At 46.0% G+C, this 17,019-nt stretch carries 12 protein-coding genes; 1 reads left to right on the forward strand and 11 read right to left on the reverse strand.

What is annotated here, in order from left to right:
• Nucleotides 1–17 precede the first annotated feature (17 nt).
• The 11 genes from xdh to B9A22_RS07335 form a co-directional block, all read right to left on the reverse strand.
• Nucleotides 18–2,573, reverse strand: a complete 2,556-nt coding sequence (gene xdh / locus B9A22_RS07285; protein ID WP_084575063.1) for a selenium-dependent xanthine dehydrogenase — start codon at nt 2,571–2,573, stop codon at nt 18–20.
• 234 nt (nt 2,574–2,807) lie between these two features.
• Nucleotides 2,808–3,758, reverse strand: coding sequence for a carbamate kinase (gene arcC, locus B9A22_RS07290; RefSeq protein ID WP_084575064.1), 951 nt, complete (start codon nt 3,756–3,758; stop codon nt 2,808–2,810).
• Nucleotides 3,759–3,760: 2 nt separating this feature from the next.
• Entirely contained in the window at nt 3,761–4,765 is a 1,005-nt protein-coding gene (locus B9A22_RS07295; protein ID WP_084575065.1) for an ornithine carbamoyltransferase, read from the reverse strand.
• A gap of 70 nt (nt 4,766–4,835) precedes the next feature.
• Complete coding sequence (locus tag B9A22_RS07300) at nt 4,836–6,077, reverse strand: YgeY family selenium metabolism-linked hydrolase (RefSeq protein WP_217805906.1); 1,242 nt, start codon at nt 6,075–6,077, stop codon at nt 4,836–4,838.
• Nucleotides 6,078–6,128: 51 nt separating this feature from the next.
• A complete protein-coding gene (locus B9A22_RS07305; RefSeq protein ID WP_084575216.1) occupies nt 6,129–7,436 on the reverse strand; it encodes a nucleobase:cation symporter-2 family protein in 1,308 nt (435 codons plus the stop codon).
• Between the two features lie 98 nt (nt 7,437–7,534).
• On the reverse strand, nt 7,535–9,247 hold the full coding sequence (gene ade, locus B9A22_RS07310; RefSeq protein ID WP_084575066.1) for an adenine deaminase: 1,713 nt from the start codon (nt 9,245–9,247) through the stop codon (nt 7,535–7,537).
• Nucleotides 9,248–9,312: 65 nt separating this feature from the next.
• On the reverse strand, nt 9,313–10,635 hold the full coding sequence (locus B9A22_RS07315) for an NCS2 family permease (RefSeq protein ID WP_084575067.1): 1,323 nt from the start codon (nt 10,633–10,635) through the stop codon (nt 9,313–9,315).
• 204 nt (nt 10,636–10,839) lie between these two features.
• Nucleotides 10,840–12,060 carry a diaminopropionate ammonia-lyase gene (gene dpaL, locus B9A22_RS07320; RefSeq protein WP_084575068.1) on the reverse strand — a complete coding sequence of 407 codons (1,221 nt, stop codon included), beginning with the start codon at nt 12,058–12,060 and terminating at the stop codon, nt 10,840–10,842.
• Between the two features lie 537 nt (nt 12,061–12,597).
• Nucleotides 12,598–14,397, reverse strand: coding sequence for a sigma 54-interacting transcriptional regulator (locus B9A22_RS07325; RefSeq protein WP_245823868.1), 1,800 nt, complete (start codon nt 14,395–14,397; stop codon nt 12,598–12,600).
• 322 nt (nt 14,398–14,719) lie between these two features.
• Nucleotides 14,720–15,535, reverse strand: coding sequence for a methyl-accepting chemotaxis protein (locus B9A22_RS07330; protein ID WP_084575069.1), 816 nt, complete (start codon nt 15,533–15,535; stop codon nt 14,720–14,722).
• Nucleotides 15,536–15,638: 103 nt separating this feature from the next.
• Nucleotides 15,639–15,965 (reverse strand): hypothetical protein, encoded by a 327-nt coding sequence (locus B9A22_RS07335; protein WP_139796197.1) that lies wholly within the window; start codon nt 15,963–15,965, stop codon nt 15,639–15,641.
• A 300-nt stretch (nt 15,966–16,265) separates the two neighbouring features.
• Here B9A22_RS07335 and B9A22_RS07340 point away from each other — a divergent pair, with 300 nt between their 5' ends.
• Nucleotides 16,266–16,889 (forward strand): hypothetical protein, encoded by a 624-nt coding sequence (locus B9A22_RS07340; protein ID WP_084575071.1) that lies wholly within the window; start codon nt 16,266–16,268, stop codon nt 16,887–16,889.
• The last annotated feature ends 130 nt before the right edge of the window (nt 16,890–17,019 follow it).

Consider the following 17,019-nt stretch of genomic DNA (forward strand, 5'->3'; position numbering starts at 1 on the left):
TCTATCTAAACATAGAATTATTTCTTACGGCTATAGGGTGTCTGGATAAGCGGCAAATCCGGACGAATTTTTCTGTCCAGTCTGAAATAGGCACCGGCAACAGCTGGTGCGGTAGGAATGGCAGTAATTTCGCCTACGCCTTTAGCGCCATAGGCCAGCTCAGCCTGGTTTTTTTCTACAAGAAGGCTTTCGATTTCAGGGACATTACCGGCCCGGAAAAGACCTAGAGTTCCGAATTTAACTTGCGGTATCCCGTTTTTCAGCGGAAAATCTTCGGTTAGAGCATACCCCAGTCCCATAACTACTCCACCTTCAATCTGTCCTTCGACCCCTATTGGATTAATGGCTTTGCCAACATCATGAGCGGCTACTACTTTGACCAGTTTGCCTACATCGTTAAGGATAACTACCTGGCTGGCGTAACCGTAGGCAACATGGCTTACCGGGTTAAGCTTATCAGACCCCATGGGGTCGGTTATACCTGAATATTCGCCGTAAAACTCACGGTCTTCCAACTCGCTTATCTTGGTTGCAGCCAGTGCTTCCCTGAGCTTGAGCGCCGCCCGGCGGACGGCCTCGCCGGTGAAGACTGTCTGACGCGAGGCTGTTGTGGTACCGGAATTAGGTGTAAGATAGGTATCAGGTACAGCCATGGCGGTTTGGAAATAATCAAGACCGGTTGTTTCGCACAAAATCTGGGTCATAGCTGTAGCTAAGCCCTGACCGATACAAGCGGCGCCTGTAAGAATAACGGCTTTACCATCTTCGATTTTTATTTTTGCCCGACCAATGTCTGGCAGCCCAACACCGATTCCGGCATTTTTCATAGCACAAGCAAGACCTGCGTAGGGACTGGCGTCAAATGCTGCCTTGACAGCCAGCAGGGTTTCTTTCAGGGCGGTGCCCTGGTCGGCGATTTGACCGTTTGGCAAAACCTTGCCGGGTTCAATGGCATTGCGCCAGCGTATCTCCCACTGGGATATACCGACTTTTTCAGCCAGCAGGTTGATGTTGGTTTCCATGGCAAAGCAGGACTGGGTTACGCCAAACCCCCGGAAGGCGCCAGCAGGAGGATTATTGGTATATACGCCCAACCCGACAATATCTACATTCTCAATTTGATATGGTCCGGCTGCATGGGTGCAGGCCCGCTGCAATACCGGCCCGCACAGCGAGGCATAGGCTCCGGTATCGGCAATTAATTGGGCTTTTACGGCCGTGATGATGCCATTTTCGTCACAAGCGGTTGTAAATTCCAGCTCCATGGCATGCCGTTTGGGATGGATATTGATGCTGTCCTGACGGGCCAGCGTATTTTTCACCGGTTTTTTTGTATGCCAGGCTAAGAGAGCAGCATGATGCTGCACAGATAGGTCTTCTTTGCCGCCGAAACCGCCGCCCACCACTTTGCTGATAATGCGTACATGGTTTTCATCCACCCCCAGCAGGGAAACAAGGGCGTGGTGATCGTCGTAGACGTTCTGCCCTGACGTATACACGGTCAGCGTGCCGTCAACATTCAGTACAGCCAGGGCGCTCTCAGGTTCGAGAAAGGCGTGCTCGGTGGCCGGGGTGGTGTAGTGCTGGGTTACGACATGCGTGGCCTTGGTAATGGCGGCGTCCACATTGCCGCGTTTAAGCACGGTTTTAGCCAGCAGGTTGCCCTTGGGGTGAAGCTGCGGCGCATTGTCAGCTAGCGCCTGGCTGGGAGAGGTTAGCGGATTTAACTCTTCATAATCGACTTTTATTAACTTGATAGCCTCTTGGGCAATTTTTTTACTGGTAGCGGCTACTGCGGCCAGTGCATCACCGATATAGCGGGTTTCTTCCCCGGCGGCGATAAAGGCCGGCCAATCGGGAACAATATGCCCTTGATGGCGTCGACCGGGAATATCCCTGGCGGTAATGATGGCCTCAACACCAGGCAATGTCTGTGCGGTCGAAGTGTCAATACTTTTAATCAGAGCGCGGGCGCTAGGTGCCCGTAAGACGGCGGCGTGCAACATACCTTCGACATACATGTCGTCCACGTACTCGGCCAATCCTAACACTTTGTCTTTGGCATCGATACGCGGCATTCTGTCGCCTACTTTATAGTTAACATTCGTCGGTGGTATGTACCCTTCACGCAGGGCTTTGGCAACCAGCAGTACGGCCTGCTCAATTTTAACATAACCTGTGCAGCGGCAGATGTTGCCGAGGAGCGCTTTTTTTACTTCATCTTGAGAGGGGTCTAACGTCTTATCCAGTAAAGCTTTAGTGCTAATCACCATGCCTGGTATGCAGAAACCACATTGCACGGCACCGGCAGCGGCAAACGCCCAGCTATAGATGGACTTTTCCTGCTCGGACAAACCTTCAACTGTTAACAGCGTTTTGCCGTTGATTTTGGCAGTTGTCAGCACACAGGCCCGCATAGCTTTTCCGTCCAATAACACCATACAGGCCCCGCAGGCTCCTTCAGCACAGCCGTTTTTTACCGAAGTAAGACGGACGACTTCTCTCAGGTACTCAAGCAAGTTTATTTCCTTGTCACAGACTGTTGGCTGACCGTTTAATATAAAACTATACATGGTAATCCCTCCTGCTTAGGAAAGGTTATGCAGCTTTAAAGTTCATTTTTGCTGTGGTTTTTTATGTTCTTAATTTTTTTTATTGCAGCGGATGACGTATTCAGCTTGAAGCTTGATAAACGTCTTTTTCGCGAATTTTCAATCTCAGTCAGATTTCGACAATCAAAACCGATTGGCTGCCGTTATTAAGATTATGGTAGAGATACTCCCGAGCGGGAGTATCTCTACCTGCTTCTATAGTTGCACGTGAGTTCCCGTTTTTCCAGCTACTGCTTCTTCCAAGGACTCCGGATTGGTAATAATGGCTTTGCTGCCGCCGTTTTCCAGGAATTTGATTACAGCCTGGATCTTGGGCAGCATGCTGCCTGGTGCAAAATGATTTTCTTTTACATATTCTTTTAGTTCAGCAAGAGTGACTCTGTCTAAGGCTTTCTCTTCCGGTTTGCCGTAGTTTAAGTATACTTTGGGCACACCGGTTGAGATTATCAGTTCATCTGCTAGAATCTGTGTGGCTAGCAGGCTGGCGGCAAAGTCTTTGTCTATAACAGCATCGACGCCTTTAAAGCAGCCATCCTCCTGCCGGATGACCGGGATACCGCCGCCGCCTACTGCAATCATGCAGTAACCTTCTCGTACTAATTTATGAATAACGTCTTTTTCGACAATTTCCAGGGGCAAAGGGGAAGCCACTACCCGGCGGTAACCCCGCCCTGAGTCACTTACCATAACCCAGTCAGGATGCTCCTTTTGAATTTTTTCTGACTGCTCCTGGGTGTAAAAAGAGCCGATCGGTTTGGTCGGTTTTTGAAAGGCCGGATCATTGGCGTCTACCACTACCTGCGTAACCAGGGTAATAGCCGATTTATCCATGCCCCTTTTTTTAAACTCATTATCCATAGCCTGTTGAATCTGATAACCAATAGCCCCTTGGGTATCGGCTCCACAAGCTACCAGGGGTACAAAATGCATTCCTGCTACTTCGTTTGCAATTTCTGACCGCCTGAGAATAAAACCTACCTGAGGTCCGTTGCCATGAGTAATAATTACCTCATACCCTTGTTCCATCATGCCAACAATATGCTTAGCAGTCTCACAGACGGCATCATACTGATCCTCTACCGTCTGGCGCGTGTTATCCCGAATTAAGGAGTTGCCCCCAATAGCGATAACAGCTAATTTGGTCATACTTATCTGCCACCCATTAACAGTGTCATAACAGCTTTGGCTGTGTGCAGGCGGTTTTCGGCTTCATCATAGACGATAGAATGTGGTCCGTCGATAACTGCATCTTCTACTTCGTTGTTACGGTCAGCCGGCAATGCATGCATATACATTACATTTTTATCAGCGGTAGCCATTTTTTCCTTGGTGCATTTCCATGATCTTTGGGCTTTCAGTTTGTCATCCACTACGGCTACGGCACCGGAAGCAGCCACGCCAGTCTGGTCATTTACCCAGTTGCCCCAGTTTTTCGGAATCACGATATGAGCGCCCTCGTAGGCTTCGGCTTCATTGTTGGTAACAGTAACGGTACCGCCGTATTTTTCAGCATTGGCTTTGGCTTGGGCAATGACCCAGTCAGGCAGTTCCCAGCCTTTGGGATGGGCCAGGACAACGTCCATACCATAACGTGGGAACAGCAATACCTGGGATACCGGTACGGAGATGGGTTTTTTGTGGCTTTCGGCATAGGCCCAGATGATGGACACTTTTACCCGTTTCAAATCGCCGATTTTTTCCTTCATGGTCATGAGGTCGGCTAATGCCTGGAACGGATGATATAGGTCGCATTGCAGGTTCATAATGGGTTTTGAGGACCATTTGGCCATTTCGGTCAGGTATTTGTTGCCATAACCCCAGTTGCAATAACGACAGGCAATAGCATGACCGAAGCGGGATAGTATGATGGCCGTGTCTTTGGCACTTTCGCCGTGAGCTATCTGCATGCTGCTCGAATCTAAGAACCCTGCATGACCACCTAATTGAGCAAACCCGGCTTCCATGGAGTTTCTGGTACGAGTGGATTGTTCAAAGAACATGAGAAACATGGATTGATGTAGCAAATAGGGAGTGGGAACACCCATGGCAAATTTTTTCTTCAAATCTAGTGAAACCTCAAGCATGGTATCTACTTCTTCTTTAGTGAAATCTTCCAAGTTAATAAAATGTCTTCCTCTGAAAATAGATTGCATTGTAAATTCCTCCCTAAAAATTTTCATGTTTTTATATATTATGGTGTAGTTACCATAACTATCGCTAAGGTTACACCAGATTTTCGGTGTGTTCCGTCATTTTGTCAGCGTATTTTTGGGTATAAATCAGCGGAACGGCCGCATACATGGCGGCGCAGTTTACCAGTTCCTTCTTCCAGGTGCGTTCATTAGGGGCATGGGCCTGGTCTTCATGGCCGGGTCCAAAGCCAATGCAAGGAATGCCAAAACGCCCCATAATGGAAACGCCGTTAGTGGAAAAGGTCCATTTATCGACTTTGGGTGCTTCTTTGAACAAACCTTGGAAAGCATCTACCAGGGTATGACATACAGGATGTTCGTTCTCAATAAGCCAGGTTGGGAAATAACACTCGGTCGGATATACCAAGCCGGTATATGCAGGCCTTTCGTAGGTATACATGGTGACTTCGGCATTGGCTGCTTTTACCGAAGGAAGGTTTTTTATCTGCTGAATGGCATATTCGCCGGTTTCTCCGGCCGTCAACCGTCTGTCGATGGAAATCCAGCAACTGTCAGCCACGGCGCAGCGTGAAGGAGACGTATGGAAAATTTCCGAAACCGTCAGGCTGCCTTTGCCCAGGAAGTTGTGATCCATAAGGTTTTCATGCAGGGCTTTTAGATCACTAAGAATGGGTCCCATTTTATAGATGGCATTATCGCCCCGCTCGGGCGCTGAGCCATGGCAGCTCACGCCGGTGGTTTTTACCCGGATTTCCATACGTCCTCTCTGGCCTCTATAAATTTTGCCGTCTGTCGGCTCAGTGCTTATCACAAACTCAGGACGCAGTTTATCCTCCTGAATAATATATTGCCAGCAAAGGCCGTCGCAGTCTTCTTCCTGAACTGATCCAACCATAACTAAGGTATAGTCGTCTTCTAGGCCAAGGTCTTTAATGATCTTACCGGCATAAACCATGGAAGCCATACCGCCTTCCTGGTCGCTGGCCCCTCGGCCGATGATGATTTCTTTATCCTCATACCCTTGATAGGGATCATATTGCCAGTTTTCCGGATTGCCGACTCCAACTGTGTCAATATGGGCATCCATGGCGATAAGGTGTTTACCATGACCAATGTAGCCTAAGATGTTGCCCATCGGGTCGATCTCCACTTTATCAAAACCTACTTTTTCCATTTCCTCCTTAATCCGCAGGACGACTTTTTCCTCCTGGCAGCTTTCACTAGGAATGGCAATCATATCGCGTAGAAATCTACTCATTTCCGGTTCATACTTTTTCGCAAGTTTCATTATTTTTTCAAAATCCAGATTCAAAATAATTGCCCCTTTCTTGTTTTGCTTATCTTATTGTTCCTGCCCCTTTTCCTATCCTCTGGCTGAGACTTCTTTTTTGTCGGTAACATCATGAGGTGCTTCCTTACCGTTTAAAAGGAGATTCAAGAGAATGGCGGCCAAGCTGCCGGCGGTAATGCCGCTGTGCAGAATGACCTGCAGCCAGCTGGGGAAACCGTGATAAAATTTAGGTACGGCTAAAGTAATCATCCCGATACCAATGCTAATGCCTACCACCATAATGTTGTGCGTTCCATCAAAGTTGACTTTAGACAAAGTCTTAATGCCGCTGGCTGCTACCATACCAAACATGACAATACCCGCGCCGCCTAGTACCGGATGCGGTATGGCTGCAACCATAGCGGCCAGCTTTGGAATTAGACCAAGGGCTATCAAGATAACCCCGGCAGCCGCCACCACAAACCGGCTTTTTACCCGGGTTAACCCTACCAAGCCTACGTTTTGAGCAAAGGCAGTATAAGGGAAACTGTTTAAAATACCGCCAAGTACAGTTGAGAAGCCATCGGCTCGCAAACATCTGGCCAAGTCTTCCTTATGAATGGGTTTTTCAATAATTTCGCCAATAGCGATACAGTCGCCGGTGGTTTCGGTCATAACCACAAGCATAACTAGCACCATGGCCGCGATGGAAGCAATATCAAAAGTTGGCAATCCAAACCAGAAGGGCGTGGTAATACCCACCCAGCCGGCAGTTCCTACCTGACTAAAGTTGACCATTCCCAGAGGAATGGCAAGAAGCGTTCCAGAGATTAAGCCTAAGAGAACGGCAATGTTACTTATGAAGCCGGTAAAATATTTGTAGAAGAATAGCACCAGCATCATAACCACAAACGCCAGGCCAATGTATTCCGGACTGGCATAATCCTTGGCTGTCGGATTGCCGCCTGCGGCCCACATGACAGCAACCGGCATCAAAGTGACGCCGATAATGGTGATAATAGTACCCGTAACTACCGGCGGAAAAAAACGAATCAACCTGCTAAAATAGGGTGCTGCCAGGTAGGTAACAAGCCCGGCTACAATAATGGCACCGTAGATGGCTGGCATACCATGGGTTTTACCAATAATAATCATGGGCGTAACGGCCGCAAACGTAACGCCCTGAATCATGGGAATCCGAATCCCCATATTGCCAATGCCCAGAGTCTGAATCAGGGTGGCGATACCACAGGTAAATAAGTCGGCATTAATCAGGAAGATTAATTGTTCTCTGCTTAATCCGATGGCATTGGCGATAATGAGCGGGACGGCAACAGCCCCGGCATACATGGCCAATACATGCTGTAAACCATAGATAAACAGTTGCCCCGGTGGCAGCATTTCATCAACTGGATGACGTGTATTCTCTGTCACTCTACATCACCTCGTTTTATTCTCATTGTACTTTCTGTGTGCTTGAGCACAATTGCTTACCTTGATTACACGGACACCGATACAAGTTGAAACGTTGTGACATCTACCAGGCCGCCAGCTGTTAACTTTAAGGCAGGAATAACCGGCAGACTTAAAAAGGCTAAAGTCATAAAGGGATCGTATTCCATTTTTACCCCAAGACTGCGGGCTATTTTTTGCAGGGCGGCCAACTTTTCCTGTACCTCGCTGATATTCTGATCGGTCATAAGTCCAGCTAGCGGTAAGGGCAGAGTACCTAGAATTTCCCCTTCAGCGGCAATGACCAAACCGCCTTGAATATGTTCAATTGCCTTTACGGCCAGCATAATGGCTGCATCGTCTGTTCCGACCACCACCAGATTGTGGGAATCATGGGCAATGGTCGACGCTATAGCCCCCTGTTTGAGGCCTAAGCCCTTGAGCAGTCCCACCCCCACCTTGCCTGTGCCCTTATGCCGTTCCCAAACTACCAGTTTTAGAATATCTCGGGTGGTATCGGGAACAAACTCCCCTTGAACTACCGGCATAGGCAGCTCTAAGGCAGTGGTAACCAACTGGTGGGGCATTAAGCCAACCACTCTGGCTATGGAAGAATGGGCCGGAAGTCGTAGCTTTTCTCGGCTGATTGGCCCCAGGGAAAGGGTATTGCGTATCGCTTTGTCGTCCACGAAGAAGTTCTTGAACAGGGATTTTCCATCTTCCGCTGCCAATTGTCCATCTTTAAACACCATAACCGGACGCCAATCTTTCAGATTGTCAAATACCAGTAAGTCAGCCCGATATCCAGGGGCAACCGCTCCCAAGTCACTAATTCGAAAATAATTAGCTGCATTGATGGTGGCCATTTGCAGTACCCAAGCCAGATCGGTACCTGCTGATACGGCCACATTAACTATATGATTAATGTGGCCTTGTTCAATTAAATCCGCCGGATGACGGTCATCGGTAGCAAACATACAGCGTTTTACCGTGTACTGGTTTATCGCAGGTAACAGACTTAACAAATTTTTGGCTGCCGATCCTTCCCTGAGCATGACATGCATGCCTTGCGCAAGTCGTTCAGTTGCTTCTTTAGGAGTAACGCATTCATGATCAGAGCAAATCCCGGCGGCAATATAACCGGTCAAATTTTTTCCCGTTAAGCCCGGGGCATGGCCGTCAACCAGCTTGCCCTGGGCCAGTTGGATTTTTTCGAAGACGGCGTTAGAGTTGTGGAGTACTCCGGGATAATCCATCATTTCGCCCAAACCAAGTACCCGTGGATGATGAATAAACTCCTCCAAATCCTTGGCCGAAAGTGTAGCACCCGAATGTTCCAAAGGGGTAGCCGGCACACAAGACGGCAGCATCACGTATACATTTAAGGGAAGCTGCTCGGTAGCATTGAGCACATAGCGAATGCCTTCTAAACCTGCCACATTGGCAATCTCATGGGGATCGGCAATTACCGTTGTTGTGCCGTTAGGCACCACCGCACAAGCAAACTGCGCGGGATTTACCATGGAACTTTCCAGGTGGACATGTCCGTCAATAAAGCCAGGCGTTATGTATTTTCCTGCTACATCTATTTCCTTGCGTCCGCTGTACTCTCCAATCCCGGCAATATAGCCATTGACAATGGCCACATCCCCTTTGGTAAAAGTGCCTGTAAATACATTAAATACTTGGGCATTTTTCAGCACCAAATCGGCTGCCGATCGTCCTAAAGCCGTATCCACCAGTTTGTGTACCGGTTTCACGCTACATCCCCTTTCTTTGCCGGGGAAGGATGTCGCCCTTCCCCGGCGGCTACATACTGCACGGACTAATGTAGACGCATATAGAAGTTAGCGAGGAAGGCCAAGCTGACAAGCCACATAATGAGACTGACTTCTTTGCCTCTGCCGGACAATACTTTTACAAAGGTGTAGCTAACAAAACCAAAGGCAAAACCGTTGGCAATACTGAAAGTCAAAGGCATCATAATAATAGTCATAAAAGCTGGAAACCCATCGGTAAAGTCAGCAAAGCTTACATGGACGATCTCAGCCATCATCAGTGCTCCTACCAGAATCAGGGCCGGTGCCGTAGCAAAGCCGGGCACCAAACCGATTAGTGGAGCAAACAACAGGGAAACAACAAACAAGCCGGCCACTGTCAGGGCTGTCAAACCGGTTTTACCGCCTTCGGCAATACCAGCGGCACTTTCTATATATGAGGTTACCGTGGAGGTGCCAAAAATAGCACTGGTAAGCGTTCCTACCGCGTCGGTGGTCAAGGCCTTGTCGAGATTTTCGATATCACCTTTGTCATTCATCAGTTTGGCCTTACGGGTCAGGCCAATGAGTGTTCCCATGTTGTCAAAGAGTTCCACAATGGTAAAGGTAAAGATAATGGAGAATATACCGAATTGCCAGGCACCCATCAGGTCTAACTGCATAAAGGTAGGTGCCATACTGGGAATATTAAAGCTAATAATATCATTTAACCCTTTAGGAGCCGGCACAACACCGAAAATCATTCCTAAAATAGTGGTGGTTATGATCCCAATGAGTATAGAACCTTTAACATTTCTGGCCATGAGAACGGCGGTCAGAATCAAGCCAAAACAGGCCAATAACGGTTCTTTATCGATTAAGTGACCTACTGTCACAAATGTTGCTTTATCTGCAATAATGATGCCAGCATTTTTTAGCCCAATAAAAGCGATAAACAAACCGATACCTACGCCGATGGCGCATTTTAAGTTCATCGGCACAGACTTGATAATGGCCTGCCGAATACCGCCAATGGTTAAGATCAGGAACAAAATACCGGAGAAAAATACCGCTCCCAGAGCAACCTGCCAGGAAAGGTGCAGCACTCCTACTACATAGTAGGCAAAGAAAGCATTTAGTCCCATGCCAGGTGCTACGGCAATAGGGAAGTTGGCCCACACAGCCATAAGGGTTGTTGCTAAAGCGGTGGCCCATATGGTAGAAGCAATGGCCGCTTCTTTGGGAATTCCCGCATCTGCCAAAATGTTGGGGTTGACAAAGATGATGTAGGCTAAGGCCACAAAGGTGGTCAAGCCTGCCAGCATTTCCGTCTTGACATCGGTTTGTTTTTGACTGAGTTTAAACATCCGGTCGAGTATACCTTGGTCCATTTTATCTCCTCCTTAAAATCACCCGGTTTCCACCGACCTATAGATTTGTAGGAATCCTGCCTCTATCATCTCCTTCCTTTAAATCAATTGCCACCTAATAAAGTAAACACAGCTTGCGCCGAGCCTTTGACGAAAGCGGAAGCTGATGTTACCAGAGAATGTTTACGTAAACCCAACCTAATGATGGCATCTCCCGCACCTATTTCATATAGATGGGACAGGATATTCTCCATTCCAGGTAATACCGCGGTATTTGACCGGATCGGTGTCGCCTTCGGTGCTAAACAGCAGGATTCTCGATTTCTCATTTAAACCCAGCTTTGCTTTGGCTTCTGCCATATCCGGGTTAGTCATAAGCTCTGCCACAAGACCGGCGGTAACGGCTCCTGACTCTCCGGAAATCACCCGGGCATCAATACCTAAGGGATTTCCCAGAATACGCATACCCTTGGCTGCCACCCAGTCAGGACAAGAAGCAAACATATTGCTGTAATCCCTGAGAACGTTCCAGGCAATGGTATTCGGCTCGCCACAGGCTAAACCGGCCATAATTGTTGCTAAATCCCCGTTAACAATTCTTGGTTCACCATCATTGGCCAGAGCTGATTTATATAAGCAGTCGGCCTGGTCAGACTCTACGATTACCGTTACCGGACGGTCGCTTTCACAGGCCGAGGCAAAGAACCCCTGTACCGCGCCGGCTAACGAACCTACCCCCGCCTGTACAAACACATGGGTGGGTTTTTCCACACCTACTGCCTTAAGTTGCTCCAAAGCTTCCAACGCCATAGTCCCATAGCCCTGCATAATCCACGTAGGAATTTCTTCATACCCTTTCCAGGCCGTATCCTGCACTACCACCCAGCCATACTTTTTAGCATTTTCTGTAGCCAAGCGTACCGCGTCATCATAGTTCAAGTCGGTAATAGAAGCCTCTGCCCCTTCAGCCCGGATATTTTCTAGACGAGTGAGGGAAGAGCCTTTGGGCATATACACCACAGATTTCTGCTTTAATCTGTTAGCCGTCCAGGCAACCCCCCGTCCATGATTGCCATCTGTTGCTGTGGTAAAAGTAATTTCCCCCAACTCTTTACGAACTTCATCGGAGGTCAGCCGTTCATAACCCAGTTGACTTATATCTCTCCTCAGACGCTTAGCTAAGTACTTGGCCATAGCGAAAGAGCCGCCTAGTACCTTAAAGGCATTTAAGCCAAAACGATAAGATTCATCTTTTACATACATACCTGCTACTCCCAAATAGGCGGCTAAATCATTCAACTGACGAAGCGGGGTTGCGCTATATTCAGGAAAGCTTTTATGGAATTGCCTCACCTTGCTGATTTCCTGACAACTCAAAAAATCAATAGAAACTTTCTCTTGCTTCTCCATCATTTGGTTCTTAATCCATTTAATTTTTTGGTTCATTCCTAGTCCCTCTTTTCTGGTTTATTGCACATTCTATTACCAATATCTTGCAAAAACCATGCCATGTTAAACTATCCCATAGAAATAGCTTGTTCTGATGGGTAAAAGACCCTATATTCCCATATAATATATTGAAGTTTGACTTCAAATATTTTTTCTTTGTCTCCCACCTAGTTCTTAAAATCTACCTATTATATTTTTTAATTTCCAGTTTTCTCTTATCAAAATGATAATTTTTATCATTTTGATAAATTACGTCCTCTAACTTCTACTTTTGTCCTTTCCTATAAAGCACACTATTTTTCTGCTTTGCATTTGTCCTATAATCAATAACTTATATTTATCAAAATGATAAAGAAGACACGGCTTGCGCCGAGCCTCTGGCGACAGCGGAAGCCGATGTTGCCCTTATCCAGACGGAAAGTTTTACTTTCTTACAGGATAAATATAAAAAATACATCCTTTATATCTCAACAGCAAAGAGATATAAAGGATGTATCAGTTTCTATGAATACCTGGTCTGAACCAACTAACGTATCAGTCAGGTATAGCTTTCGCAGCAACTCCGATTGTAATCTGCGCTTCTTCTATTTCATGTAATTTTCGATACAAAGTGGCAATGCCAATTCCCAGTTGTCTGGCAGCAGCTAGTTTTCCCTGGGTTGTATCCCCAAATTGCCGAACAACTTGTAAAATGTGGTCTTGTTCTACTTGGCGCAAAGATTTGATCTCTCCCGCCCGCGGCTCATCTGATTGAACTGCCCAGCTGTCAAAAAAACTTCGCGGCAGAGTATCCCTGGTCAACCAACCGTTATCATCAGCCATATTAATCATAAACTCAATGGTATTTTCCAGCTCCCGGATATTCCCCGGCCAACTGTATTGCTTCAATAACTCCATAGTCTCTCGGTCAATTCCGCGAATTATTTTTCGAAACAAGCCGCCGTATTTTCCCATCATAGAATCCACAAGCGGTTCGATATCTTCCACCCGTTTGCGTAGAGGAGGCACTTCAAGGGGAATTACATTTAAACGGTAATACAAATCCTCCCGAAACTTTTTTTCCTTAATAAGTTCTTTTAAGTCTTTGTTGGTAGCGGCAATAACTCGCACATCCAGAGATAGCAGCTGGTTAGAACCAATGCGCACCAGCTTGCGCTCTTGAAGCACTCGCAGCAGTTTCACTTGCAGATACAGGGGCATATCCCCAATTTCATCTAAGAAGATAACGCCCTTGTTAGCCAGTTCAAATTTACCGATTTTTCCTCGGGGGTCTGCACCGGTAAAAGCCCCCTTAACATAACCAAACAACTCACTTTCCAGTAGCGTATCAGGTATGGCGGCACAGTTGATGCCAATAAAAGGCCGGTCATTGCGATTGCCTGCAGCATGAATGGCCCTAGCGATAACTTCCTTGCCGGTACCGCTTTCCCCGGTTACAAGAACAGTGGAATTGGAATCTGCAATTTTCGTCAACCTAGCCTTGAGCTGCTGGGTTACCGGTGAGCAGCTTACAATATTATCTAAAGTGACTGCTATAGGCACCTTGGTCAAGTCATAAATACCGGATTTTACATTTTTTATTTCGTTAAAGATAAAAATCCGGTCACAGGAAGATAAACCTGGTGATACAGATAATAAGTCGCCCATAAGAAAATAGGTGGTATTATCAATAGTTACCTTGTATTCGTCCACGCCCAGCATAGAGTCGCTGGTAGCAACCATGGAAACCGGCTTTTTCATACAATCAACAGTGAGCTGGAGTTGTTTGCGTGCACTGTCATTAATCTGAACAATGTGGTTGCTGCTGTTCAGCACTAGCACCCCTTTGTCTACATTGTCGACGACTTGCAATAACACCTCCATCATGCGCTGATTACGTTGGCTTTCCTGTCGCTCATATGCTTTAGCACTGATAAAGTCAGCAATTTGCTCCAGAAACAGCTGGTAAAAGTTTAAATCCTGTAACAGCTGTTTCTTCTGTGCTTCCTCAAAGCAAATCAGACCAATAACCCCGATGATCTCCTCTCCCAAGGTAATGGGAGTACAAAGTTCTAGTTTTTCATCACAGCAACCTTGTTTGGGACAAATAATGCAAAGGGCGTGCTCGCCTGGGTTTTCAATAAGCTGGGATTGTCCGGTAGCCAGTACATGCTTATAGACAAATCCCTCTCGGGACATGTCTTCATTAATTCCCTTGTCATAGATGCCGGTGCCAACAATGCGGAATAAGTCCGCATCTACAATTTCTACATCCACACGAATGACATGAGCAATAATTTTTGCATATTGAATAACCGCAGCTTGAATTTCTTGTAAAATTGATTTTTTTATCATCTTCAGTCCACTTGCCTTTACTGATTTATGATTATTGCTTCCTGTGTTCTACTCTTTTGGCAAATTACCCAATACAAATTCGCTTGGGGTTGCTTCTTTCCCTGCGTATTGTTGTAAATGCTTCAAAATTTAACCGAATAAAATTTTTCCTCAGAATTAAATTCACTGCACCATTCTCTATTCTCTCAGAACAGGGCGGGAATGCGGGCGGAAAAGTCTCGGATTATAATGGTAAGAAACATTAAATCTGGATTAAAACTGATGACGGGAGAAATATTTGCCCAAAATAAAAGGCCCCCAGTTTCCCGAGGGCTCTAAAACTTCATATTATCTCTGCAACCTTCTCTATATCGGTCGCCGATGACGCCAATTGCTGCATTGACGCTGATATTTCCTGGCTTGCAGCGGCCTGACGCTCACCAATAATGGCCGTCTCTCCTATACCCGTTATTATCCCAGTCGTATCTCGCTGGATAGCCTGAAGTACTGCTTTAATGTCTTTCACTGCCTGGCTACTGTTATCAGCCATCTTTCTTATCTCGGTCGCCACTACAGCAAACCCACGTCCGTGTTCACCGGCTCTGGCGGCTTCAATAGCAGCGTTGAGTCCTAGTAGATTAGAATTAGTAGAAACGTCACTGACAAACTTAAGAATATCATCGGTCTTCTTAAGTTCCTGTATTACTCGTTCCCCTCTTGATTTAAGGTCGTCAAGCTGCTGTGCCAAAGAGGTAGCTGATGCTGCAAGCTCCTCAGTAGTTGCCGTGATTTCTTGACTTGTAGCTGCTATGTTTTGAGCTGATTCCATTAACGTTTGCTGTGAGGATAAAGAAAAACCCATCGCACTAGCTCCAACTAATACACCGTTTTCAAATACTGGATATGCGATTGCTTTAATTGCAACGCCGTACAGTTCCTTGGGCAGAGTCTTGAAAACTTCTTTGTGCGTTTTTAGGCAGTCGCCTAGAGTTCCGTTGGTTGGAATTGTATCGCCTTCCTTAACCCGCATATCAAAAGTTTTTGCTGGTAGGAACTTAACTACGACACCTTCTGTATTGCAAATCATTACACAGCAGTCTATGGGAACAAGATGTTGATACACAGTAGCTGATCTTATAGCGCAATCTAATTCTGTCATGGCTCCCTCTCCTTTTAATTACTTAGCAAAAACAATCACATTAACTTTTGACATGAAAGGGAAAGCCGCCTCGAGGATACGGCAACCCGGCAGAGTATTTTGCCTATTCTTCATCACTATCCCAAGAGATGTTTGTGCATTTCGCTTTATCAAACTCATCTTTTGCCTGTTCTCGCGTACCAGATAGATTAGATATCATGACCACTCTTTTTATTCTCCATCGCCCATTAATATACTCAATGTATTCAGCATTCGTGAAATGCTGCAAAACTTGATAGAGAGCTTCCTTAGCAGCAAACAACTGCAATCCCCTCGCCGGTGTCATATCGGGATTACGAATTTCCTGTTCAATAGCGTAATAGTCGCTAATAGTTGTTTGCAAGGCATTTTTTAGTTTAAGCTCCATGTTTATTATCCCTTCTTTTTTCATGCGATTACGCAGCCTAAGGTATCGGCAAATCTTTTGGGCTTACGAGGCTAACACAAGTAAAAAAAAGTACCGTCTACTCACAAGTAAACGGTATTATAAAATGGGAGAGTTTTACTAAAAGGTTAATTTAATAATACAATAATGATGTTGCGGTTAGGTTAAGAGTTTGTAAACATTTGATTAAAAATATAAAACCACGTTATTTTTTATTTCTCAATATAATTTATATGATTGCAGGAATATAATGTTAATTTGTGGTATTTTATATAATAATAAAAATCACCTTTGGGAGTGTGCAAAATGAAAACTGTTTTATCTATCCTGATTTGTTTTATAATCTCACTATCAGCGTTACCCGTACAGGCCGAGTTTAGTTTTAGTTCCACCGAACCCGAATCCAAACCAACTATCGCTGTTTTGGTTGGTGGCCAAGGCGCCATACGAAGCAATGAAAAGGCCATGAAAATAATCCAAGAGAAACTTGAAGAAAAATTCCCAAAAGCAAAATTCAATCTGGTTACAGACAGCAAGTTAGTTCAAGATGCTTTGATTTTTGCAGAAGACGAAGAAGTTACTGACATCTCGCAAATAAAGAAAGGTCAACTCGCCAAATTTGGAAAAGAACGCAACTTTGATTATGTCATTTCTTTAATACTGGGCATGGGCCACGGCAGGTCTGGTATGAATTTTTGGGCCCTAAATTACGACATCGACGTAGACTTACAGGCCAAGGTTGTCGATGTTGCTACCGCACAATATATATACCGGCAAAACATTATGGGCCATGGGAAAAGTTCTGCTGGAATCGGTATGCCTAGCTCTGTAAATGCGTTTGCTAAAGCAACGCAAGCCTGCATGGAAACGTTTTGTAAGGAAGTTAATATAAGTCCAATTAAACCTGTTGTACCCGAAACAGCACAATAAAAAACCACCAAAGCCCCCAGTACACGCAAGGGGGCTTTGGTGGGGTAATTTATTTCTCAATATACCCTTTACCGATTTACAAATGATTCACTATAAACCAAAAAAGCTGCCCCATCTATAAGGAGAAGCG

Source organism: Sporomusa malonica (assembly GCF_900176355.1).
GTDB lineage: Bacteria > Bacillota > Negativicutes > Sporomusales > Sporomusaceae > Sporomusa > Sporomusa malonica.

Excerpts from the sequence above, each read along its gene's own strand:
- xdh (WP_084575063.1), bottom strand. The coding sequence starts at position 2,573 with ATGTATAGTTTTATATTAAACGGTCAGCCAACAGTCTGTGACAAGGAA.
- arcC (WP_084575064.1), bottom strand. The coding sequence starts at position 3,758 with ATGACCAAATTAGCTGTTATCGCTATTGGGGGCAACTCCTTAATTCGG.
- B9A22_RS07295 (WP_084575065.1), bottom strand. The coding sequence starts at position 4,765 with ATGCAATCTATTTTCAGAGGAAGACATTTTATTAACTTGGAAGATTTC.
- B9A22_RS07305 (WP_084575216.1), bottom strand. The coding sequence starts at position 7,436 with ATGCTGCCACCGGGGCAACTGTTTATCTATGGTTTACAGCATGTATTG.
- B9A22_RS07315 (WP_084575067.1), bottom strand. The coding sequence starts at position 10,635 with ATGGACCAAGGTATACTCGACCGGATGTTTAAACTCAGTCAAAAACAA.
- dpaL (WP_084575068.1), bottom strand. The coding sequence starts at position 12,060 with ATGAACCAAAAAATTAAATGGATTAAGAACCAAATGATGGAGAAGCAA.
- B9A22_RS07325 (WP_245823868.1), bottom strand. The coding sequence starts at position 14,397 with ATGATAAAAAAATCAATTTTACAAGAAATTCAAGCTGCGGTTATTCAA.
- B9A22_RS07330 (WP_084575069.1), bottom strand. The coding sequence starts at position 15,535 with ATGACAGAATTAGATTGCGCTATAAGATCAGCTACTGTGTATCAACAT.
- B9A22_RS07335 (WP_139796197.1), bottom strand. The coding sequence starts at position 15,965 with ATGAAAAAAGAAGGGATAATAAACATGGAGCTTAAACTAAAAAATGCC.
- B9A22_RS07340 (WP_084575071.1), top strand. The coding sequence starts at position 16,266 with ATGAAAACTGTTTTATCTATCCTGATTTGTTTTATAATCTCACTATCA.